Origin of the sequence: Amphibacillus xylanus NBRC 15112, assembly GCF_000307165.1 — a bacterium.
Taxonomy (GTDB): domain Bacteria; phylum Bacillota; class Bacilli; order Bacillales; family Amphibacillaceae; genus Amphibacillus; species Amphibacillus xylanus.
In genome coordinates this window covers 2,505,325-2,527,258 of the sequence record NC_018704.1, presented here as the reverse complement: position 1 = coordinate 2,527,258, position 21,934 = coordinate 2,505,325, and the positions used below count along the sequence as shown (strand labels likewise).

18 protein-coding genes, 1 pseudogene and 1 other annotated feature are annotated in these 21,934 nt (G+C 35.8%); of the genes and pseudogenes, 7 read left to right on the top strand and 12 right to left on the bottom strand.

Going from position 1 to position 21,934, the window contains the following annotated elements; translation table 11 throughout:
* Positions 1–170 precede the first annotated feature (170 nt).
* The 3 genes from AXY_RS11930 to AXY_RS11920 form a co-directional block, all read right to left on the bottom strand.
* Positions 171–1,538 (bottom strand): ABC transporter substrate-binding protein, encoded by a 1,368-nt coding sequence (locus AXY_RS11930; protein WP_015011085.1) that lies wholly within the window; start codon positions 1,536–1,538, stop codon positions 171–173.
* Between the two features lie 251 nt (positions 1,539–1,789).
* Positions 1,790–3,334 (bottom strand): glycoside hydrolase family 43 protein, encoded by a 1,545-nt coding sequence (locus AXY_RS11925; protein WP_015011084.1) that lies wholly within the window; start codon positions 3,332–3,334, stop codon positions 1,790–1,792.
* Between the two features lie 61 nt (positions 3,335–3,395).
* On the bottom strand, positions 3,396–4,928 hold the full coding sequence (locus tag AXY_RS11920) for a glycoside hydrolase family 43 protein (RefSeq protein WP_015011083.1): 1,533 nt from the start codon (positions 4,926–4,928) through the stop codon (positions 3,396–3,398).
* A gap of 298 nt (positions 4,929–5,226) precedes the next feature.
* Between AXY_RS11920 and AXY_RS11915 the strand changes: the two genes are divergently transcribed.
* The 3 genes from AXY_RS11915 (at position 5,227) to AXY_RS11905 (ending at position 9,030) form a co-directional block, all read left to right on the top strand.
* Entirely contained in the window at positions 5,227–6,009 is a 783-nt protein-coding gene (locus tag AXY_RS11915; protein WP_041450204.1) for a helix-turn-helix transcriptional regulator, read from the top strand.
* A 192-nt stretch (positions 6,010–6,201) separates the two neighbouring features.
* Entirely contained in the window at positions 6,202–7,320 is a 1,119-nt protein-coding gene (locus AXY_RS11910) for an IS4 family transposase (protein WP_041450203.1), read from the top strand.
* A gap of 171 nt (positions 7,321–7,491) precedes the next feature.
* On the top strand, positions 7,492–9,030 hold the full coding sequence (locus tag AXY_RS11905) for a hypothetical protein (protein WP_015011080.1): 1,539 nt from the start codon (positions 7,492–7,494) through the stop codon (positions 9,028–9,030).
* Between the two features lie 58 nt (positions 9,031–9,088).
* Here the strand turns inward: AXY_RS11905 and AXY_RS11900 are convergent, their stop codons facing one another.
* From AXY_RS11900 to AXY_RS11880, 5 genes are all read right to left on the bottom strand, one after another.
* On the bottom strand, positions 9,089–9,448 hold the full coding sequence (locus tag AXY_RS11900) for a Lin0512 family protein (RefSeq protein ID WP_015011079.1): 360 nt from the start codon (positions 9,446–9,448) through the stop codon (positions 9,089–9,091).
* Positions 9,449–9,546: 98 nt separating this feature from the next.
* Positions 9,547–10,374 (bottom strand): energy-coupling factor transporter transmembrane component T family protein, encoded by an 828-nt coding sequence (locus tag AXY_RS11895; RefSeq protein ID WP_015011078.1) that lies wholly within the window; start codon positions 10,372–10,374, stop codon positions 9,547–9,549.
* Complete coding sequence (locus tag AXY_RS11890; protein ID WP_015011077.1) at positions 10,365–12,080, bottom strand: ABC transporter ATP-binding protein; 1,716 nt, start codon at positions 12,078–12,080, stop codon at positions 10,365–10,367. Before AXY_RS11890 ends, AXY_RS11895 begins: the two co-directional genes overlap by 10 nt.
* 46 nt (positions 12,081–12,126) lie before the next feature.
* Positions 12,127–12,681: an ECF-type riboflavin transporter substrate-binding protein gene (locus AXY_RS11885; protein ID WP_015011076.1), complete on the bottom strand. Its 555-nt coding sequence runs from the start codon at positions 12,679–12,681 to the stop codon at positions 12,127–12,129.
* Positions 12,682–13,065: 384 nt separating this feature from the next.
* Positions 13,066–13,923 carry an SAM hydrolase/SAM-dependent halogenase family protein gene (locus AXY_RS11880; protein WP_015011075.1) on the bottom strand — a complete coding sequence of 286 codons (858 nt, stop codon included), beginning with the start codon at positions 13,921–13,923 and terminating at the stop codon, positions 13,066–13,068.
* A 62-nt stretch (positions 13,924–13,985) separates the two neighbouring features.
* Positions 13,986–14,268 (bottom strand) — a binding site (T-box leader).
* Positions 14,269–14,547: 279 nt separating this feature from the next.
* On the opposite strand from AXY_RS11880, the gene AXY_RS11875 reads away from it, so the two are divergent.
* Entirely contained in the window at positions 14,548–15,876 is a 1,329-nt protein-coding gene (locus AXY_RS11875) for a hemolysin family protein (RefSeq protein WP_015011074.1), read from the top strand.
* Between the two features lie 120 nt (positions 15,877–15,996).
* On the opposite strand, the gene AXY_RS12880 is transcribed toward AXY_RS11875, so the two are convergent.
* The 4 genes from AXY_RS12880 to AXY_RS11865 all read right to left on the bottom strand — a co-directional run bounded on the left by AXY_RS12880 (position 15,997) and on the right by AXY_RS11865 (position 18,665).
* Complete coding sequence (locus AXY_RS12880; protein WP_015011073.1) at positions 15,997–16,188, bottom strand: hypothetical protein; 192 nt, start codon at positions 16,186–16,188, stop codon at positions 15,997–15,999.
* A gap of 15 nt (positions 16,189–16,203) precedes the next feature.
* Positions 16,204–16,350, bottom strand: a complete 147-nt coding sequence (locus AXY_RS12875) for a hypothetical protein (RefSeq protein WP_155835513.1) — start codon at positions 16,348–16,350, stop codon at positions 16,204–16,206.
* Between the two features lie 138 nt (positions 16,351–16,488).
* Positions 16,489–17,826, bottom strand: a complete 1,338-nt coding sequence (locus tag AXY_RS11870; RefSeq protein WP_015011072.1) for a CoA-disulfide reductase — start codon at positions 17,824–17,826, stop codon at positions 16,489–16,491.
* 134 nt (positions 17,827–17,960) lie between these two features.
* The gene (locus tag AXY_RS11865) at positions 17,961–18,665 is read right to left on the bottom strand and encodes a ferredoxin reductase domain-containing protein (RefSeq protein ID WP_041450202.1); all 705 of its coding nucleotides are present in this window, start codon (positions 18,663–18,665) and stop codon (positions 17,961–17,963) included.
* A gap of 232 nt (positions 18,666–18,897) precedes the next feature.
* On the opposite strand from AXY_RS11865, the gene rlmH reads away from it, so the two are divergent.
* The 3 genes and pseudogenes from rlmH (at position 18,898) to AXY_RS11850 (ending at position 21,800) form a co-directional block, all read left to right on the top strand.
* Positions 18,898–19,377: a 23S rRNA (pseudouridine(1915)-N(3))-methyltransferase RlmH gene (gene rlmH / locus AXY_RS11860; protein WP_015011070.1), complete on the top strand. Its 480-nt coding sequence runs from the start codon at positions 18,898–18,900 to the stop codon at positions 19,375–19,377.
* Positions 19,378–19,399: 22 nt separating this feature from the next.
* A pseudogene (locus tag AXY_RS11855) lies at positions 19,400–20,521 on the top strand (DUF3387 domain-containing protein); the annotation flags it as partial.
* 148 nt (positions 20,522–20,669) lie between these two features.
* The gene (locus AXY_RS11850) at positions 20,670–21,800 is read left to right on the top strand and encodes a protein kinase family protein (RefSeq protein ID WP_015011068.1); all 1,131 of its coding nucleotides are present in this window, start codon (positions 20,670–20,672) and stop codon (positions 21,798–21,800) included.
* The last annotated feature ends 134 nt before the right edge of the window (positions 21,801–21,934 follow it).

Genomic DNA, 21,934 nt, shown 5'->3' with positions numbered 1-21,934 from the left:
GAAAAAAATAAATTTTCAACAAAGTGTGGAAAAGTTGTGGTTAACCTGTGTAGTATCAGTGGATAAAGCAATATAATGAGTTCTGTGGATAAGAAAGTGGATAAAAAAATTTAAGCAGTATCCTACTTAAACATAGGATACTGCTTTATGATTAGCTTTTGAATTATTTATTATTCTCCCCAAACCTCGTCAATGGCTGCTTGGAATGAAGGACCATATGATTCAATGAGTGTTGAAATATTAACGCCATCACTTAACTCACCACTAAATTCGTAATAAGGCATTGATGGGTAATAGTCAATTTGCTCAATAACTTGGAAACTTTGAACAGCTAATCTAGCGTTGTTAATATCATCTTCATTATTGAAGTGTGTTTCGAAGTTAGCTTGTTCTGGATAGTCATAAATTGATTCAATGTCATACATCTTCTCCCACAGATAAACAATCTTATCTGGATCCTCTACAGCACTTGGAATTGTGTAGTAGTTAGGAATTGTAATATGTGTTTGGTAACTTGATGCACTTGGCCCCATAGGGAAAGGAAGGAATCCAATATCATGGTCTGGTAGTCCATCAATAAAGTCAGCCATCTCATAGTCCTGACCTACATACATTAGAGTATTACCTTGTAAGAAGAACTGTTTAGGTTCAGTCCAGTCTCCACCTTCAGTTGGACGAGCAATACCATCACCAAGCTCAGAAATAAACTCCATAACTTCAATAGTAGCTGGATCTTCTAAGTTTTGTTTTCCGTTACGTACAATTGCTGCTTCGTTAGCTGCAAGTGCTTGGACGAGAATGCTTGATGTTGCAAGTCCCCACGTGTCGATAGTACCATCATTGTTAGTGTCTTGATTTGCTGATTCAGCAACTGCTTTAAACGTTTCCCAATTCCACTCACCATTATCAACATAAGCCTGTAATGGATCTAAGTTTAACTCATTCATAAGTGTTCGGTTATAGAATACACCACCAGCAGCTCCTGCGATACCGACACGGAATCCATAACCTCTACCGTCAAACTCAGAATGTTGTTCAGTGTATTGAAGAACAAATGAGTTTTCATTAATAACGTACTCATCTACTGGATGGAATAATCCTTGTCTAGTTAGTGTAGGAATCATCCATGGTCTCGGAAGTCTAATAATATCACCTAAAGGTTCACCAGCAATTAATGATGCAGTAACTCTCTCTTGATACTCACCGTAATCAACTACAACGTATTCAATATCGAAGTTATGCTTTTCTTTTAGTGCTTCCATATTCTCAGAAATAGCAATACTGTCTGGGCTACCTTCACCTACTTGCTCATCGTACCATGATACAAGCTTGAGTGTTCTGCCACCTAGGTCAAAATCCATTTCTGGTGTTTGTTCATAGTCAACTGTGGGCTCTTCTTCTTCAACCTCATCAGTCGTCTCTTCAGTATTGTCGGTGTCGTCACCCTCAACGTCATTTGGAGAAGCAGTATCTTTATCTCCACAAGCTACAAGTGCAAAAATAAGTACTAATAAAATTGCCAATATCCGCTTTTTCACCTTTATACCCCCAAAAATATAATTTGGATCACGAAATCAGCTTAATATATATAGACCTCCACTTCGTTTTGATTCCGTTGTCCTCACCTTAAATGATAGCGCTTTCAAATTAAAATACCACATGTCATAAGTTAGTTATTTAACAGGGGAAATTCTAGGTGAAAATAGGAAAAAGCATAGATATGATCTCTGGTCAATATTAATCCAAAGTGTATCTATGCTTTGCTTTTATTTAACTATGTTTAATTATATTACTTTATATATTTAAACTGACTGAATTGAACAGTGCCGCCAGATTGCTCTGTTGAATAGTAGAATAAACCAAATCTACATCCGGTAAAGTGATCTAGTCTAAAAGCCGTTTGATGATTAGGGCCTATCTGAATAAATTGATCGTCTTTTTGATAAAGGAATTTTACTTCGTCTTTCATCTGCCAAAAGTCCGCTTCAATTCTAAATGTCATCGTAGGATGATCAATTTCAATTCGCTCCCACTCTTTTTCAGGTGTTTCATTCGGGTCAAATGATTGCATCTCTAAGTTATCTAGTGGCTTAGTTCGCATAATTAAATAGTATTTTGAATCTTGCTTTGTGATGCCAACAAATCCATACGCTCCTTGAAATGCGCTAAATCCTGTCACATCGCCATCTTTAATTTGGCTTGCATCAACAGTAACTTCAGCGGCACAGTGAGGGAAGAGCATTCTAGTTGTTAATGTATTTGTTGCATCTAGTATATTATTTGTCACTTTACTTGTTCTTAATTCAAAATAACCTTTATCCTCATTAATTGAAAAATCACTTTCAATTGGTTCATGATTAAATTGCCATATTGGCGCTAATCCATAAGTATTATCGTAACGTTGCTTAAAATCATCAGAGTTAACTAATGGTTGATATGAATAATTAGGTCTTGTGCTTTTTGTTGTAAAATCAGTTGGTACCTTTCCTTCAGCACCGAATACTGGGAAGTCATTTTCCCATTTAATCGGTAGTAAAATTGGAATACGTCCAACTGCTCCATGATCTTGGAATAGAATTGCATACCAATCTCCATCAGGTGTATCAACAATGCCTCCTTGAGCCACCCCTTGACCGCAGTAATTACGATCATCTATGAAAATGTCTCCACCTTTAAATTCACCATCTATTGAATCAGCAACAAAACAGCCTTCTACTCGCATCCATCGATCCGGCAATGAACGGATTAAGAACACATAATACTTCTGGTTAATTTTATAGAAGTGAGCACCTTCATAACCTAAATTAGGGTTGTCACGGTCAGATACGATTGTCCTGTTAATTCCACCTTCTTTTGGTTTAGATAAGTCACTTTCAAGTTCGATTAGTTGGACATCTCTATTACCATATACAAGATAGACACGATCATCATCATCAAAAAGTAAAGAAGAATCATGATAGAAGCCTTCGATCTCGCTTTTTTCCCATGGGCCTTCTACTTGTTCTGCTGTAAATAGGTATGTTTTGCGTGTATCGTTTGCAGCAAATATAACGTAAAACTTTCCTTTATGGTGACGAATGCTTGCTGCCCACATTCCTTTACCATAGATGTTTTGACCATTTTCAAGTCTTTGAGCAGGTGTACTGTCTAACTTATCATAAACGAAAGCGGCATGCTCCCAGTTAACTAAGTCATATGAACGTAGAATTTCACAACCTGGCATAAAATGCATTGTCGTTGTGACCATATAGTACGTATCATCAACCCTAATGACATCAGGATCGGGATAATCTAGTGGGACAATTGGATTAATCGCTTTAACTATTTCAGACATTTAAATCCTCCTCTTGAAAATAACTGATTAAAAGGCTGAGCCAAAGCTCAGCCCTATCTCATTATTTATTTGTTTTTTTATTTTCTAACCATTCAAAGTCAGCATATCCAGGTTCTTTAGCAGTTGACGTTGTGTAGATTCCTAATGTACAACCAACGAATCCACCAGCAACTTCAGTACTTAAATAGTGAGCATCAACATCTTCAGCAATAACCAGTTCTTGATCTCCTACTCGGCAAATACCTTTAACTCTTTGTCCTGTGCCGTGAATTTCTAGAACGATGTCTTTCTCAGTAATCACTTCTGATCCTACTACTGTTTCTTCACTGTCAATCATTGTAACCATTTTAACAACTGTTTGATTTTCCTCTTCAACAGCTACAAGGCGGATTGAGTACTTATCATTTTGTAAAATGACTAGACCTGCTTCTCCACCTGGAGCGAGTGCTAGCTCAACATGTGTAGATAGTTTATACCACATTGATTGTTGACGAACACTTAAGAATGTAGGTGAAGCTAAGTCTTTAATTGTTGTAGTAGTTGGATGTAGACGTAACCATCCTTCTCTTACTTTATTATCGAAATTACTCATATCTGGATTACGTAAAAACATAAATTCTGGTTTAATCGTTTCAAATGTATGTTTTTCAGTTTGCTCAACAGGTACTAATGGTAGCTTATGCTCTTGTACTTCAAGCAGACGTCCAACACCTGGGTTAACAACTGGCCAACCATCTTCCCATACAACCTCAGCCAAGAATGTTTCTCTACCTAGGTTACTGTATCCATCGAAAATTCGGCTAGCTAATAATGTAATATACCATTTTCCATCAGGTGTTTCAACAAAGTCACCGTGTCCAACATTGTGAACAGGGAAATCTTTACCTAGGTGACGGTGTGTTAAGATTGGGTTGTTTTTATTTCCGATATATGGACCGTCAACTCTTTCACTACGAGCAACCGTACAAGCGTGGTTAAATCCTGTACCACCCTCTGCAATTAATAAATAATAGTAACCATCTTTTTTATAGATGTGAGGCGCCTCTGGCCAAATCGCTGTGTGTAAAGCACCTTTCCAAAGCTTCGTACTTACACCAGTTAGTTGCATTGTTTCAAGATCAAATTCCTGTAACCATACTTCCCAATCCCCATTGTATTTTACCCCTTCTGGATTCGGGCGAGTTCCGACATAGTAGCACTTTCCGTCATCATCAAAGAATAGGCTAGGATCAATTCCAGGTGCATTGTCAATAAAGTATGGATCTGACCAAGGACCAGCCGGGTCGGTTGCTGTAACTAAGAAGTTACCACCATGAGATACGTTAGTAGTAATCATATAAAATGTTCCTTCATGATAACGAATACAAGGAGCAAATATACCAGCAGAATGCTCTGCGTTTAATAGTTTTAATTGCTCTTCTCGATGCAAGGCGTTACCGATTTGCTTCCAGTTAACAAGGTCTTTACTGTGATAAACAGGAACACCAGGGAAATAGGCAAATGTGGATGTTACTAAATAATAATCATCCCCTACTGCACATACAGATGGGTCTGGTGCAAATCCTTCAATAACAGGGTTTGTGAATTTATTCATGTTAGTATCTTCTCCTTTTAAAATAAATAATTAAAATTAAGGTGATTAAATAGATTTAAGCATTTAATACCGGATAGTTGTTCGGTTGAATGTGTTACGATATTTATTTAAATATGAGTTTAACGTAAACTTGAACAACTGCTTCAATTGGAGGTAGGTTATCTGTATGACTAGTAAAATATAAAATAGTAATCTAACAAATAACATATCTCATACTGATATTGTAGTGTGTAAAGGCTTGCAAAGACAAGACATAATCTATATAGTAATAGACAAAAAGTATAAGGGGTTGTATATGATGATAGAATTCCAACATGATCATTATGGCGAGGATTTAGCTGTCTTTCAGTTCCATCCAGAGTCATTAACCTATCCAGAACATGTACACCGAAGCTTTGAGTTGATTATATGTAAGCAAGGTCATAGTGTCTTAAATATTAACCAAACATCGTATTCGTTGACTAAAGGTGATGTTGCGTTAATTTTGCCATTTCAGACACATTTTATTGAAACGCCTATTCAATCTAGATTAGACATTTTAATATTTTCACCTGAGTATACAGAAGATTTTTATTCAAAGACTGAATACAAGGCATTTGATCACCCAATTATATCTTTATCAGATGAACAAATTGAACAACTACATGAGCCTCTATTTAACACTGATTCGTATTATTATCGAAAGTCAGCACTTTATTATATTTTGTATCAATTTGAACAAAAGACAAAGCTTGTCCATGTGAAAAATAATCAAGGGTTATTAGCACAACTACTAATTTATATTGAAAATAACTTCCATGATAATTTAAGGCTAGATCAATTAAGTGAGGCTTTAGGCTATAGTAGTGTCTACGTGTCTAAATTAATCTCGGAACATTTAAATAGTACGTTCCCTGGTCTATTAAACTATTCACGTGTCAACCACGCATGTTTTTTACTCAAGAACTCAAGCTACTCAATTACTGAGATCTCTGATAAATCGGGATTCCAAAATGCACGAACGTTCAATCGGAACTTTAGAAAATTAATTGGTATGACGCCGAAGGAATATCGACAAAAACATCTCAATCAGTCAGAATAGGTTGATAGAAATGATTGCGCTTTCTTTTGTTTAATTTATAATTGATCTTAATTCACTAGCGTTGCATTAATTATTACTGAAAATTAACATTATTATGAATTTTCAGCAATATCGTTTTTACCCAAGAAAAAATCCTTTATAATGTATTTAGATGGTGGTTTCCTGTCCAATACACTACAAAGGAACAATTCTATGGACAAGAATACACTAAAAACTTCATTTGGTAAATGGATATCCCCTATAAACATGAAAAAACTTTCTAAACAAGTGGATATTCTAAAACAAGATTACTACACAAAGAAACTAACGACAGAATCATTTCTAAAGATTATGCTCTTTGCACAATTACATGAAACAGAAAGTTTACATGCGATTAGCGACGCTTTATTGGATGAAGATTTTCAAAAAGCCGTTGGCTTTGATTCGATTAGTGCTTCGCAATTATCACGTAAGAATAACGAATTAGATCCAACCGTTTTATCTACCATCTTTTTGGATTTAGTGAGTCAAATCCATACACACCATAATCAATCAAAAAACTTGATACCGTTGAAAATTATAGACTCAACAACGTTGCCGCTTAATCTTACTAATTATAAATGGGCAACGTTTCGTAAAACAAAAGCAGGCGTTAAGCTTCACTTACGACTTGTGTTTATGGGTAAAGACAATGTCTACCCAGATAAAGCGATTATGACAACAGCTGATGAGCACGATCGAAATCAACTTGAGGTACTCGTAGATGACAAGGAAGCCATGTATGTATTTGATCGTGGCTATGTCGATTATGAACAATTTGATCGAATGACTGATGATGGCTATTTCTTCGTCTCAAGGTTGAAGAAAAATGCAGTAACTAGAGACGTATATTCATTTAAGTTACCAGGAAATTCAACAGTTATTAGCGATAAGATGGTCCTAATTGGAACATATCAAAATCGAGCTGAACATTATTTTCGACTAATTGAAGTCGAAGATACAAAAGGAAACCAGTTAAGACTCATTACGAACCGTTTTGACCTATCAGCCGATGAAATTAGTTATATTTATCGTTCGCGTTGGGCGATTGAACTATTCTTTAAATGGTTAAAACAGCATGTAGAAATCAAACATTTTTACGGTATGACTGAAACGGCATTACAAAATCAAATCTATTTAGCGTTGATAACATACTGTCTTCATGTTCTTGTCAGATTAAAAGCAAATAGTGATAAGCCTTTACTACGAATAAGCCGTTGGCTTAAGGCTGCTTTATGGAAACCTTCATATATTTTTACCAAATGGACAGAGCCACTTTTAGTTGGTTACTAAGTTTTTTTGTCATAATTAGAATTAGTAGTTTACTGAAAATTCAAACTACATTTATGCAACGGTAGTGTAATTAATTATAAAAATATTTAATCCTTATAGTTTACAAAGTAGGAAATATCAAGTATTCTATCAATGAAATCGTTATCATTATTATAACTTTGGAGGTATGTTATGGAGTTTATGATAGAACAGTTTTCTAATATGAACTTATTAAATCAGTTTTGGATTTCATTATTCCTGATTATCCCGATCGTTCTCATATCGAGGACCGTGGTAGCAGGAACCCGTTATTCACCAATTTTAATTGTAGTAATTTTTGGTCTAACGATGGGTTATATTCTAGTCGAAACCGGTGTAGCAGAACCAGGATTGCCTTCCTTCCCGATGGTTAATTTAATTGCTTCATCTACAATTATCGCTTTAGTTGTTACCTTCTTCGTTGGAGGCCAAGCATTACGAAAGCTACTTTCAAAAGATGATTCAGAGATTGATGAACTAGTGATCCCATCAGATGAAGAATCAGTATTAGGTACAACGCGAACACAAATGGTCATGATCATTCGCGCCTTCTTCTTATTAATTGGGATTGAAGGAGCAACAAGAGTATTGATTGGTCAAAGTAATAGTGCACTTAGTGAAGTATACCCACTGATCGCTTATATTGGAATCGTTGGTGCTGTCATATTTATTGATAATCGAGCAACTATTAAAAATAAACCTTTATATATTAGAAAAGGGATTATTGAGATTATTGCCATTATTTTAGTTTTATATTTATCAAGCTTGATCTCTCAATGGATTAGCCCAATTATTGCTCTACCACAAATCTTTTTCACAATGGTACTTTCCTCATTAACGGGAGCCTTATTATACCGCTGGTCACTAGGTCCAACAATTAAAGCATTACTATTTGCAGGTATTCCTGTTGTTTTAGCTGGAAACTTTATGGTTGGTGGCTCACGTATGGGCGAAGCATTCTCAGTTGAAGGAATGTCAGCGGTTCTAGCTTATGGATTCTTCGGGCAACTCCTCTTTATGTTTGGTGGAATTGCACTGATGATGTTCTTAGGGAAAACAAACCACATTCGCAACCTAGCGCCTAGTGCGGCTGGAGCATTATCTCACTCTGGGTTGACAGGTGCTGCTACTGCAGGGGACCTAGGATCAGAAGCACAAAGACGTACACCAATTATGGTTAACATGCCATTCTTCGGTCATATATTTGTCTTTTCAATTCTAGCCATAAGCTCAGAACGAGGTAGCCTATGGATGTGGCCGTCCGTTTTAGTTGTTGTAATTGGTTTAGTACTTACACTTATCTCCATGAAAACATTACGTAAATCAAATGGTGATGATGCACAAGAGGTTAAAGCATTAATGCAATTTTCGTTTGGCTGGCAAGTTGTAGCAGTCTTTGGTGGCCTACTATTATTAACACTAGGATCGCTACCACTCGATTATGCAGGAATGGGTACAACCTCATCGCTATCACACTTTGGACTATTTGCAGCAACACAAGGCGGATTATTTGGGGCAGAAGCGGCTCACTTAATACCATTTATCTTCTCAATGCCGTTTTTAGTTCACCCAGTCGTCTTCTTTATGTTTGGTAAAGCGATGAAAGATAATGGACGCATGCCAGAAAAGACAGTCTATGCTATAACTGCAGTTGGTATTATTGGTGTGTTAATTTCAGCATTTGTTTTATAAGCAATATAAAAAGCTTGCTCTCATCTTAATGATGACGAGCAAGCTTCTTTAATTCTAATTAATAACCAACTTGAACAGCTGCAATCACAATATACATTAAATCATTTTTATCATCTTGCTCTGGTAGAATAATGCCACTTGTTGTTGCTAATCCACCACTTACCACTTCCACTGTGACATGACCATAAGGAATTTCCTCTTTAACTGCTTCAAGATCAAGTAACTCTTGATCTGCTGGAACACCTAGCACAATGTTTACTCTCATATTGTGTAATGACTGACCTGGTAAATAATCTTTCAGACCAGGCATAGAGTTTGAATGAATCGCATTTTGAACAGCACGTCGAGCTGCCTTAGTAATATCTTGACCATGCGTATCTACTCCAACCCCTGTTTCAATAAAGATCACTTTCTCCACACACTTGTCCTCCTACACCATATTTCCTGTCGATATTTCCCAGGAAATAGTTAGTTAAGCATTTCTAAGTTATCAATGGTATACCCAATCCGCTTAAATTAAAACGGATTGTAAAATCGAGAACCATCATAAAATGTTACAACCATTGCCAATGTAAATAGTATCACACTCGCTACGAGTACAATCCAATCAATTTTTGTTAAAGGTCTAGCGCTATACCACGTTCGTTTATTATGCTTGCCAAAGCTACGTAACTCCATTGCCTGACTAATTGTTTCAATCCGGTCTAAGCTAGAAAAAATTAACGGCATAATAACCGAGCTTACATTTTTTAATCTTCGTAGTAGTTTTTCATTTTTTGAAAAATCAACCCCACGCGCTTGCTGAACTTGACTAATTGTTCTGAAGTCTCGTTGAATATCTGGGATATATCGTAACGCTAGCGAAACCGCGATACTAATTTTATAATGGACACCAATCTTATTTAGTGATGCGGCAAATTCACTTGGTTGTGTTGTAATAATAAATAATAAAGCAGCAGGTGTAACGACAATATATTTTAACGTAACGTTAAGTTGATAAAATAATTGCTCAACTGTCATGTTGTACCTACCATAAATCGTAAAAAGCTCCGTCGAATGATTATAGATTTGAACGCCTTCTTGTGGCGAAAAGAGATAAATCGCTAAATTATTTAACAATAGGAAAAATAAAATTAAGACCAGTACAACGCTGATTTCTTTAAGTTTAACTTTTGAGAGCTTGAAAATCACTAATCCTAAAACAAATAAGACAAGTAACACCCGAGTATCATACGTTAACATGGCTGCTGTTGACCAAAGCAGGAAGATGATCAACTTTGTTACACCAGACAAACGATGAATCACTGAATCACGTTCAAAGTAACCTAACATTTTTACTGCCATGTTTTTCGTACCTTCCTATCGTGAGAAATAAAATGGTCAATAAATTGAGTTGGCTGTTTAATTCCTGCTTTAACAGCTAAATCAAATAATGAAGTTCGTTTAAGATGTGCTTGTTCAATTAAACGATCATTTGTTAGGACATCGACTGGATTTTGATCAGCAATCAACTTCCCATCAGCTAAAACTAACGCCCGTGATGTGTATTCAAGCATTAGGTGCATATCATGCGTAATAAAAATAATTGTCACTCCACGCTGATTTAACTGCTCTAAAAAATCCATAATTTCAGTATAATGTTTAAGATCTTGCCCAGCAGTTGGCTCATCTAAAATGATTAGCTCTGGCTCAAGCACTAAAATTGAGGCAACGGTTAATCGCTTCTTCTGTCCAAAGCTTAATGCGGCAACCGGCCAATTTCTAAATGGATACAGACCACAAACCTGAAGCACATCATAAACTTTTTCTTTAACCTTTTCCTCAGGGACATGTCTTAATCTGAGTCCTAATGCAACCTCATCAAAAATTAAGTGCTTAGAAATCATTTGATTTGGATTTTGTAATACAAAACCAATTCGATTCGCCCGTTCAAAAATTGACTCTCCCTCAAGTGGTACACCAGCAAAAGTTATATGCCCGTGCTGATGCTTTTCAAATCCACAAATGACCTTTGCTAAAGTTGATTTACCAGCACCATTTTTCCCGACCAAACTAATCATTTCACCACGCTTGATTGTAAATGAAATATCAGATAGTACTTGTTCGGATTCATAACTGAAATTAACGTTATTTAACGACAAGAGTAGATCAGCGTTTGGTGCTTTTGCTTGTTCGCGGTAATGAGTTTGCCATTGCTGTAATCTGCTAATATCTGATTCTGATAAAATAAGCTGATCAATATGTTGAGGGTTATGACTAGGTTTAATCATAGATCCACTATATTTTAGTGCTTTCGTATATAGGGGCTCGCGGATATGAACTTGATCAAGCGTTTGAGATGCTAACAATTGATTCGGTGTCGTATCGGCAACGATTTCACCGTTATCAATTACTATTACACGATCAAATTGAAGCTGTAACGCATCCTCTAACCGATGCTCAATAACAATGACTGTTTTCTTATTTACTTGGTGAATTTGATCTATGAGCTTCATGGCATAGCGACCAGTAGCTGGATCTAAGTTTGCTAGAGGCTCATCAAATAATAAAATGTCTAGATCCTGCTCAACTAAAACACCACCAAGTGAAACACGTTGTTTTAATCCGCCAGATAATTCGTGAATGGAATGCTGAATATGTGAGTCAACATTGACTAGTTTAGCTGTTTGATCAACAATCTCTTTCATTGAATCCTGAGCAATATTTTCATTCTCTAAGCTAAAGGCAATATCCTCACCTACAGATAGTCCGATAAATTGGCCATCCGTATCCTGTAACACAGTACCAACAATTTTTGATAAAGAAAAAATGTCTAACTCCTTCGTTTCTTGATCTTTGATCTTTAGCGTACCAGTCATCTCACCCTTATATGAAAAAGGCACAAGCCCATTGAGGCAATGGGCTAATGTGCTTTTTCCAGAACCAGAAGGTCCTAAAATTAATACTTTTTCACCGTGATTAATTGATAAATTAATCGACTTTAAGGTAGGCTCGACTTGACTGTGATATTTAAAAGAAAATTGCTCAAACAATATAATTGGTTTTTCCATCGTGACACCTACTTTTTAATTAAAAGAGCTACTTGAAAATTTTTGATTAATCTTCCTTAGTTAAGCTATTACCTCGACTTTGAGTTTTTGAATAAGACAACAACAGAATGGTTGCGAATACACCAACTGAAATGATGTTTAATAATGCTGCAACTAAACCTTGAGTAAACACCTTATTGACAGGTTCTGCGTAAATTAAAATATCTAGCACTGGTGCTAAAAGTCCCCACCCAATAATTTGAACGACTACTTGAACTAAATTAAATGAAATAATTTCCTTCTTACCAAATTGTCCTTCCTCAAGCTTAATGCGATGTGCGACTAACCCAATGAAGAATCCGACAAAGAGAGATACAAGCACCCAGCTCCACCAAACTGAACCAAACATTAAGAAATCCTTTAGAGCGTGTCCAATGAGTCCCACAAGTCCACCGGCAATTGGTCCAAAGAGAACGGCAATAAACGCTAAGAAAGCAATAGCTGTTTCTACGTTCGTATTCGGTACACCTGTCGGAATGGTAACAAAGCGCCCTAGAACTAAATAAACAGCAGAGCCAATCCCAATTGCAACAATTGTCTTAATCGATAAATTTTTAAACATGTAAATCCTCTCCTTTTTTATTATGAATGAATTTCATAATGACTTAATTGGCTATAAAACACGAACAATTGGGTTACAGGTGACGCGGTGATTTCCACTCTAGGCGGACGCTTTCGGGCCTACAGGATGTAGGTCATGCAAGCGTCGTCACACGACGTGACGGTTTTAGCTTGCCTTCGTTAAACTCAGCTAATTGATAAAAGCTTTTCAAGCTTTTATCACTGGATCTTCGGACACGATTGTTCCCGCTGGAGTCGCCGCCTGCCGTTCCAATCACTTGATTAGGCTTCTTTATTTACGTATTATATTGTATTTTCATTTGTAATTGTTCGTGTTCTTAACTAGATTTTTGTATTATGAAATTGACTCATTATATATAATGTTTTAACTATAAACGATTTTAGCGGCTTTACGAATTTGGATTTTTGAGTGTAAGCCTGTTTTAATGTGATACGCATCAGCGAATGAACCTTGATTTAAAGCAACGCCTATTTTCTCTAGTGAATTAACATATAGTAACGGTTCACCAACTTGAGTGTCTGCAAATGATTTACCAAATGACATGACGTTTTTATAAATTTGACGATTTTGATCATAAATGGATACTTCTAATGTATCTCCATATTGGATACCCTCTTGTTCGAAATACGCTTTATTAATATTCGTCCAGAGGTTTCCAAATCGGACATCTAAAATATCAATAGTTCCCTTAATGACCCGATTTTCAATCTCTACTTGTGGTGTTTCTAATTGGATGATTTGGTCGACGTCAAGCTTTGGTCCGACTTCTTCAAAAGTAATTGTATTAGATGCAAGTCTTGCACCAGTATAAGCATATACATCCCGACCATGGAAAGTATATGATTCATATGAGCGTGGTAACCGATTGACCTTCTCATCTATTTCTCTTACTTCACTTAGACCTACAGATTGTGCCAAATGTGTCAGTGTCCCATTATCAGGAGTAACGATATACTGATTATCATTTGTTTTTGCCACAACACTTAAACGATCAGACCCTACACCCGGATCGACAATTGAAACAAATACTGTCCCCTCAGGCCAATAAGAAGTACTTTGATAGAGGCGATAAGATGCCTCAAAAATATTATAAGCCGGAATTTCATGGGTAACATCATATAATTGTAAATCAAGACTGACTGATTTTGCTACACCATACATAGCACTGACAGCCCCGTCTACTAATCCAAAGTCAGATTGAAAAACTAATAAATTACTCATTGTGTCATGCCCCTTTCGAATTTAAAAAGATTAAAAAACGCCCCTATTGCTCCGTTAAGAACAATAAGGGCGTTGGGTTTAATATCAACACGGTACCACCTTAGTTTACTATTTGCTTACACAAATAGCCTCTATAAGTACTCCACCCAGTAAAATAGGCTTTTATACTTTGGTTTTGGTAACGAGTCCCCACACTCGGAAGTGACTTACTTGTATAGATGACTATACGTTCAGCCCCCAGCTCATAGGCCATTTTCAGTATCTACATTTTTGCTTCTTTTCAGCTACCGAAGCTCTCTTTTGAAAAACGTTAAAATACTTACTTTCCCTAATCATAGCTTTTAAAAAAATTTGAATAATTTGTGAACTTGGATTTATTATAGGCGAGCAAAAATTAAAAAGCAAGTCTTTTTTAAAAATTTTTAGAATTTTTTAATATTACTAAAATTAATAATTTGGTTGGACTAAACTAGAAGAGTACTCATACATGTGGAACTTTACAGTAAATTTACATTACTTTGCTACACTAAAAATGTAAACAAAAAAAATAAATGCTATAATTTATTCTATGTGGGTAAACTGATACCTACTTAATTTTTTTAATTAAAAACGGGGGTTTAATCTTTGACAGTAGCAATAATCACACTGATTGTATTGATTTTAATCAATGCATTTTTTGCAGCATCTGAGCTTGCCTTTGTAAACGTGAATGCTAATAAAATAAAACGAAAGGCAGAAGCCGGTGATAAAAAGGCAAAGAAACTATATAAATTAACATCTAATCCGAGCTTGTTTCTTAGCACGATTCAAATTGGTATCACTTTAGCTGGATTTTTATCAAGTGCTTTTGCAGCTGATTTCTTTGCTGAGCCATTAGCACAGTTTATCTTTGATTTAGGTGCACCAATGTCTTTAAGCGTGCTACACACAATTTCTGTTGTCGTGATTACAATTATTTTATCTTATTTTACATTAGTATTTGGAGAACTCGTTCCAAAGCAATTGGCCTTACAAAAGGCAGACCAAATATCAAAATTTGCTGTTGGTCCTATCTCACTTCTAGCAAAAATTTGTTTACCGATCGTAAAGTTTTTAACATTTTCGATCAATGCGATATTAAAAATGATGGGTATTGACCCAAATGCTAAAAGTGAAGAAGCAACAGAAGAAGATATTCGGATGATGGTTGATATTAGTGGCGATAGCGGAATGATTAACCAGACAGAAAAAACAATGATTGAAAATGTCTTCGAATTTAACGATAAGTATGTCTCGGATATCACAACACACCGTACTGAAATGACGGCACTTTCGATCGATCTTTCATTTGATGAGGTATTAAGCATTATTGATCAATATAGATTTACACGTTTTCCGGTATATGAAGAATCAATTGATAATATTATTGGAATTTTACATGTAAAAGATTTGTTCCCTTACATTAAAAGAGGAGCGAGTGAAACCTTTCATTTAAAGCAAGTTATTAGAGAACCGTATTTTACACTTCAAGTTCAAACAATAGATGTCTTGTTTGCGAATATGAGAAAAAATAATATTCATATCGCAATCGTTCTTGATGAATTTGGTGGGACAGAAGGTTTAGTGACGATTGAAGATGTGATCGAGGAAATCGTTGGAGAAATCTCTAGTGAGAGTATTGAACCAGGATTCATTGATGAGGAAATTACACAAGTATCTGCTAATGAATATAAGATGAAAGGCACATATCGACTATGGGAGCTTGAAGACATTCTAAAGGTGGGTTTACCAATCGATGACTACGATACAGTAAGTGGTTTTCTAATTGATCAGCTCGGTTATATCCTTGCAGAACATGAAAGGCCGACATTTACTTATAAAAATCTACATTTTAAAGTAAACAGTGTAGAAGAAAATCGGATTGAATCCGTAACGGTAAAAGTTCTAGAAGAAAACGAAGAATCAAACTTATAAGACTTAAATAACATCTAGCAAAAAGCATGAGTTTTATTGATAACATCCCTATACTTACCTTAAGGGATATTATCAGAAACTCATGCTTTTTTATATTTTTATATTGGTTGCCACGATAGTTTAGTTTTCATGGACATGAATGAAATAGCTAAAGTAGACAATTAAAGTACCTTGCCTTTCTGAAAATGTGTATTCAGCAGGTGTTAATTTCCTAGCAACTGGAGCATGAGGCTCGAAGGCAACTAACTCATGACTAAAACCAGAGCCTACAAGATCTCGATTAACTTTGTGTGAGGTCGTGGTTTGGACCATTCAAAAAAATAAACACTAAAACAGCTGCCTAATCCGTTGCACTTGTCGATCTTGATAATAGCTGGCTAACCTGCGCTCGATGACACAGTGGTCATTATTACGACTCAGCCGGTAATACATGATTTGTTTAAATTGATTGAGTTTTCGCTTTAGTCGTTTCATTTTTCCACATCCTCTGCGACTATGATAATTCAATCATAGCGAAATAAATGGAAAATAAAAACAGACTTATGAATGAATTTATTTCATCCATTTGGTGGAGCGTAACTCATGCTTCAGATGGAGAAGCACGTTGCAAAATCAACCTAATCCTGATTTTCTTACCAATTGCTGAATTGGATCCCAAGCACCGTTATAAGGTGGTGCATAACTTAAATCGAGATCAAGTAGCTGAGACATGGTTAACTCAGCATAAAGTGCTGTTGCTAAAACGTCAATTCGTTTATCGACACCTTTTTTACCAATGATTTGACCACCAAGTAACTGTTTTGTTTCAGTATGATAGATCAATCTCAAATTAAGCTTTTCTGCACCTGGATAATAGCCAGCGTGAGAATTTGCTACACTTGAAATAATGGTATACGGTAAATTAAGCTGTTTCGCTTCATTTTCATTTAACCCTGTACGTCCTAACGATAAATCAAAAAACTTTATAATCGACGAACCAACTACACCTTTAAAGGCAATCCGACGCCCTGCCATATTCGCACCAGCAATCCGTCCTTGCTTGTTGGCAGTTGTCCCTAGAGGGATATAATCGTGTTGCTGCTTTATTCGGTGGTAATGAGTAGCACAATCTCCTGCTGCATAGATATGTTTAATCGATGTCTCTTGATAAGCATTCACAATCAGTGCACCGTTAGGTAATATATGAATCCCGGTATCGTTTAGAAATTCAGTATTAGGTTTCACCCCAATGGCTAACAGGACAAGATCAGTTGGATACGTCTGCTTATCCGTCATAACGGCCTCGACACGATCATTTCCTGAAAAACCTTTTACCGTTTCCTCTAAAATAATCTCTATCCCTTGCTTTTCTGCTTCGTTTTGAACAAGCACAGCCATATCACGATCAAAAATTTCAGCCACTTGATCTTCACGTTGAATGAGTCTGACATCAAGTCCTCGTGACTTTAAAGCATCCGCCAATTCAAGTCCGATGTAACCAGCCCCGATAACTGTCACTTGCTTAACGCCATCAGTAAGATCACTCAGCAAATTATTGGTGTCGGTAATGGTTTTAAACGTATGAATCCCCTCTAAATCAATCCCATCCCAGTTCGGTTTAATCGGATCTGCCCCTGTCGCAATTAACAGTCGATCATAAGCAACTGTAAACTCTTCATTTGTAACTGTATCGATTGCAATAACTTCCTGATGATCAACGTTGACATCTATGACAATCGTATTTGTTCGTGCATTAATTTGATACTTATTTCTAAAATCCTCAACAGTACGTGCAATGACTTTGTCAGTTGAGGAAATCAAATCATTGACGACATAAGGCAAACCACATTGCCCGTAAGAATAATCTTGCCCACGCTCAAGTACAGTTATATCAGCTGAATCATCTGTTCGGTAAATCTCCATCGCTGCACTCATCCCCGCAGCTACACCACCAATAATGACATATTTCAACTATAACCCTCCTCAGATTGTTCAAGATAGCAATTGTCATATCCCTATTATTGCTTACTAATATTGTACCAAACATTGTTCAAGTTATATAGTTTATCAAGACCGTGAAGACAACAACCCTACCTGATAAATTGTTAAAACGTTAAGAACTCTGGAACTCTTCGCTTATGCTTATCAAGTATAATCTGATTTGCCTTAATGCCATTCATACGTAATAAGTCAATATTCTGAAGCAAGAATTCATCACTTCCAACAACATAGAATAGTCCATCCTGATCAGACGCAAGCTTTTCTACTTCACGATAGTAATCCACTCGATTATCCACAAACTGTGAGGTGAATTTTTTCTCAGACGATGATTTAAAAAGATCGGTAAATAAGAATTGTCTTCCTGAATCAACATTGAGTGAATGAACATGTTTCACGCCATCGGGACGGTTGAAATATTCTAATACGAGCGGCCTAAATGTAGCCAGTCCGACCCCAGATGATAAAAGGTAAATATTTTTTTGCTCGCGTCTTAAAGGTACATTCGAATGTGTCTTGAATAAAGCCACTTCCTGACCATGTTCATATGTTCTCAAAATGGATTTAAACTCAGAACAATCTTTACGAATGCGCGTCGTAATGCCAATTGACTTTTCACTTGGTAAAGTTGAAATCGACATATGTCTGACAAGACTACGATTTGGACGCTCTCCCTCATTGAAACCTTTGAGCGCAAAGTGCGTATGTGCACCTTCTTCCCAATCAAAATCTTCCGGACAGTCGAGTAAAAACGTCTTAATCTCTGCTGTCTCATCAATAATCTCATTTATTTTAGTCCAATATATTTTCATCATCCATTCCCCCCAAACAATGATATTAAAGAGTAAACCCTAATATACAACAAATGATAACGATTCTCAATTAAAAGGATTGATTATTCAGAAAATATTTCTGAATGAGGATAATTCCCACTCGTATATGCAAAAGTGCATGGAAAAACTAATGATAATGTGGAAATAATGGATTTTAGTGGTACAATAATAATTAAAGACAAACAAGAAATGACAAATAGCGAGGAAATAAATGAATATCACAATTATCAGTGTCGGAAAACTAAAAGAAAAATATTTAAAACTCGGAATTGACGAATATGCAAAGCGACTCAAATCATATGCAAACTTAAAATTAGTCGAAGTTGCTGATGAGAAAGCACCAGAAACTTTATCAGAAGCAGAAATGCAAGCGGTCAAGGACAAAGAAGGTGAGCGAATTTTAGCAAAAATACCAGCTGACACCTATGTGATCACATTAGAAATCGAAGGCAAGCAACTTTCTTCTGAACAACTTGCAAGCCAGCTAGACGAGCTAGCTACACATGGAAAAAGTAAAATTGCTTTTGTGATTGGCGGATCGTTAGGCTTAAGTGAAGCGGTAATGAAACGAAGTGACTATGCCCTATCATTTTCAAAAATGACATTACCACATCAACTCATGCGACTAGTGTTGTTAGAACAGGTATATAGAGCATTTAGGATAAATAGGGGGGAACCGTACCACAAATAGAGGCAAAAATTGTGGTAGATAAGGTGGAGTTGTCATTGATTGCATTGGTATATTAGATAGATTAAACAAAGTATTATAACAGTATACGGATAGCGATAAGAAAACAACAGGTATTGATACATCTGCTGCAGTTGCAGTTATGAAAGAGAAGTTAGAGATACTTCAAGATATAATGCATGGCTATGACTACTCTGCATATATGAGGACTTCACAAGCTGGACGTATTCGTGCAATTACTGGTGGAATGAATGTTATCTTTGGTAAGAATGAAAAGGTACAAAAGGAATGCAAACAGATAGCAACAGAACTAGCGAAAGCTCACTCACTTTGTGCGGCAACAGATGAGGGAAAAGAGGTTGCTCTGGAAGTCAGTTATTTTAAAGCTGTTAAAGCGAGTTTAAACAAACTCCAAGAAAAACAGCCAAAGCGTAAGTCAAAGAAAGAAGTAGAAGCTCGTGTAAGCCAATTACGCGAACGCTCCATTATCTCAGAAGAAGCTGTAGATGTTTTTGAAGTAATGGGCTTGAAACATCCTGATGTTTCCATCTTATCAGAGGAATTTTTAGAAGAAGTGCGTTCATACGAACATAAAAACCTAGCCGTTGAGATGCTTAAAAAATTGCTTGAAGGCAATATTAAGACAATGGAAAAACGCAATCTTGTAAAATCCCAAAAATACTCAGAAAAGCTAAAGCAATCATTGAATAAATATAAAAATCAAGCCATTACCAATGCCGAAGTAATGGAAGAATTAATTCAAATGGCTAAAGACATGAAAAAAGCTCGCCAAGAGGAAGAAGATCTTGGGCTTGATGATGATGAGATTGCATTCTACGACGCTTTAACTTCTGAATCTATTGTAAAAGAGTTAATGGATGATGAGGTATTGCTTAAAATAGCTAATGAGTTAACGCAAGCAATCAGACGTAACATGACGATAGATTGGCATGTAAGAAAAAGCGCACGTGCAGGTATGAGGAGAATCATTAAGAGACTATTAAGAAAGTATGACTATCCACCAGATCAAGCAAAAAAGGCATTAGATACTGTTATGCATCAAGCGGAGTTGATGGCGGAGCATACAGAAGTAAGGGATTGGGATATACAGCAGGCAGCGGAATCAAAAGGTGAATATAGATTATAACAGCGAATGTCAGTCATTTTAGAAAGAGTTTAGTGGATAAACCTTTTTTGGATGACTGGCATTTTTTTATACCATGACAATCTGTAGAAAAATAAACAGTACGTAATTTAATTTAGACTCAAATATCCAAAAAGGAGAGATTACTTTGTTGAAAGAAGGACAAGTAGTTGAATTTGATAAAATAAAATCATTAGAATATGTAAGAAATCTAGGGAATGGGGGTACAGGGCAGACAGAATTGTTTAAAGAGGAACTAACAGATACTTTATTTGCTATAAAAAAGTATAATCCAGTGTTCGAGAATGATACAGAAGATGGCTTTGGTAGATTCATTAATGAAATTAAAATACTTTTTAAAGTTTCACATCCTAACATTGTGAGGATATACAATTATTATTTATATCCTGAATACAAAACGGGTTATATTGAAATGGAATTTATTAATGGTATTCCGATTGATCAGTATAATCCAATAAGTTCTCAAAAACCTTGGGAAAAGATATTTGTGGAAGTCTTGGAAGCCTTCGCTTATTTAGAAAAGATAAAAGTTTTACATAGAGATATAAAACCTTCAAATATATTAATTGATGAAAATAATAATGTGAAAGTAATTGACTTTGGATTTGGTAAAAAGCTAGATGCTAATGAAATAGGAGGACATAGTATAGTATTAAACTGGCCATATAGTAATCATCCTGAAGAAATCCAAAATGGTTCATTGTATGATCACCAAACAGAGATTTTTTATATTGGGAGTCTATTTACTCAATTATTAAGTAATGAGATTGAAAGATTTAAGCATAAGACAATACTAAAGAAAATGACTGAGATTTCTAGAGCTGAGAGATTTAGTGATTTTAAATCTGTATTAAGAGAAGTTTATAGTAGTCAATTGATTACTGAAATGTTCTCAGATGAGGACAGACAAATATATACTACATTTGCAGATAATTTGATGGCCGCTGTAAACCATTTTACTTCAGATTATAAACCACTAGAAAATGAAGATGAAATTATGAAAGGTCTATTAAAAATAGTTGAAGATAGTGCATTGGAATATCTAATACAAGATAACGCGCAATTAATAGGGACTTTTGTTAATAATAGCTTTAACTATTCTACAAAACCATTTATTAGTGTTGAGGTAATTATTGAATTTATTGAGATGCTACGAAGGTTTACTCCTTTTCAGCAGAAGATTGTATTCAATAATATTAAATCAAGATTAAATAATGTAAAGGTAATATATGCACTGGATGATGATGACTTACCTTTCTAGAATGCTTAGATGAAAAAGCGGCTGGCTTTAAATTTTAATACAATCGTATTGAGAACAGTGTGTAGCGAAAAATGGAAAATGTTATTGTAAGTTTCTAGTTTGGGCCTAAAGAGCAGGTAAGGAGATTGCCATTT

Coding starts and splice junctions, on each gene's coding strand:
- AXY_RS11925 (WP_015011084.1), bottom strand. CDS start 3,334: ATGTCTGAAATAGTTAAAGCGATTAATCCAATTGTCCCACTAGATTAT.
- AXY_RS11920 (WP_015011083.1), bottom strand. CDS start 4,928: ATGAATAAATTCACAAACCCTGTTATTGAAGGATTTGCACCAGACCCA.
- AXY_RS11915 (WP_041450204.1), top strand. CDS start 5,227: ATGATAGAATTCCAACATGATCATTATGGCGAGGATTTAGCTGTCTTT.
- AXY_RS11910 (WP_041450203.1), top strand. CDS start 6,202: ATGGACAAGAATACACTAAAAACTTCATTTGGTAAATGGATATCCCCT.
- AXY_RS11905 (WP_015011080.1), top strand. CDS start 7,492: ATGGAGTTTATGATAGAACAGTTTTCTAATATGAACTTATTAAATCAG.
- AXY_RS11895 (WP_015011078.1), bottom strand. CDS start 10,374: ATGGCAGTAAAAATGTTAGGTTACTTTGAACGTGATTCAGTGATTCAT.
- AXY_RS11890 (WP_015011077.1), bottom strand. CDS start 12,080: ATGGAAAAACCAATTATATTGTTTGAGCAATTTTCTTTTAAATATCAC.
- AXY_RS11885 (WP_015011076.1), bottom strand. CDS start 12,681: ATGTTTAAAAATTTATCGATTAAGACAATTGTTGCAATTGGGATTGGC.
- AXY_RS11880 (WP_015011075.1), bottom strand. CDS start 13,923: ATGAGTAATTTATTAGTTTTTCAATCTGACTTTGGATTAGTAGACGGG.
- AXY_RS12880 (WP_015011073.1), bottom strand. CDS start 16,188: ATGGTCCAAACCACGACCTCACACAAAGTTAATCGAGATCTTGTAGGC.
- AXY_RS12875 (WP_155835513.1), bottom strand. CDS start 16,350: ATGAAACGACTAAAGCGAAAACTCAATCAATTTAAACAAATCATGTAT.
- AXY_RS11865 (WP_041450202.1), bottom strand. CDS start 18,665: ATGAAAATATATTGGACTAAAATAAATGAGATTATTGATGAGACAGCA.
- rlmH (WP_015011070.1), top strand. CDS start 18,898: ATGAATATCACAATTATCAGTGTCGGAAAACTAAAAGAAAAATATTTA.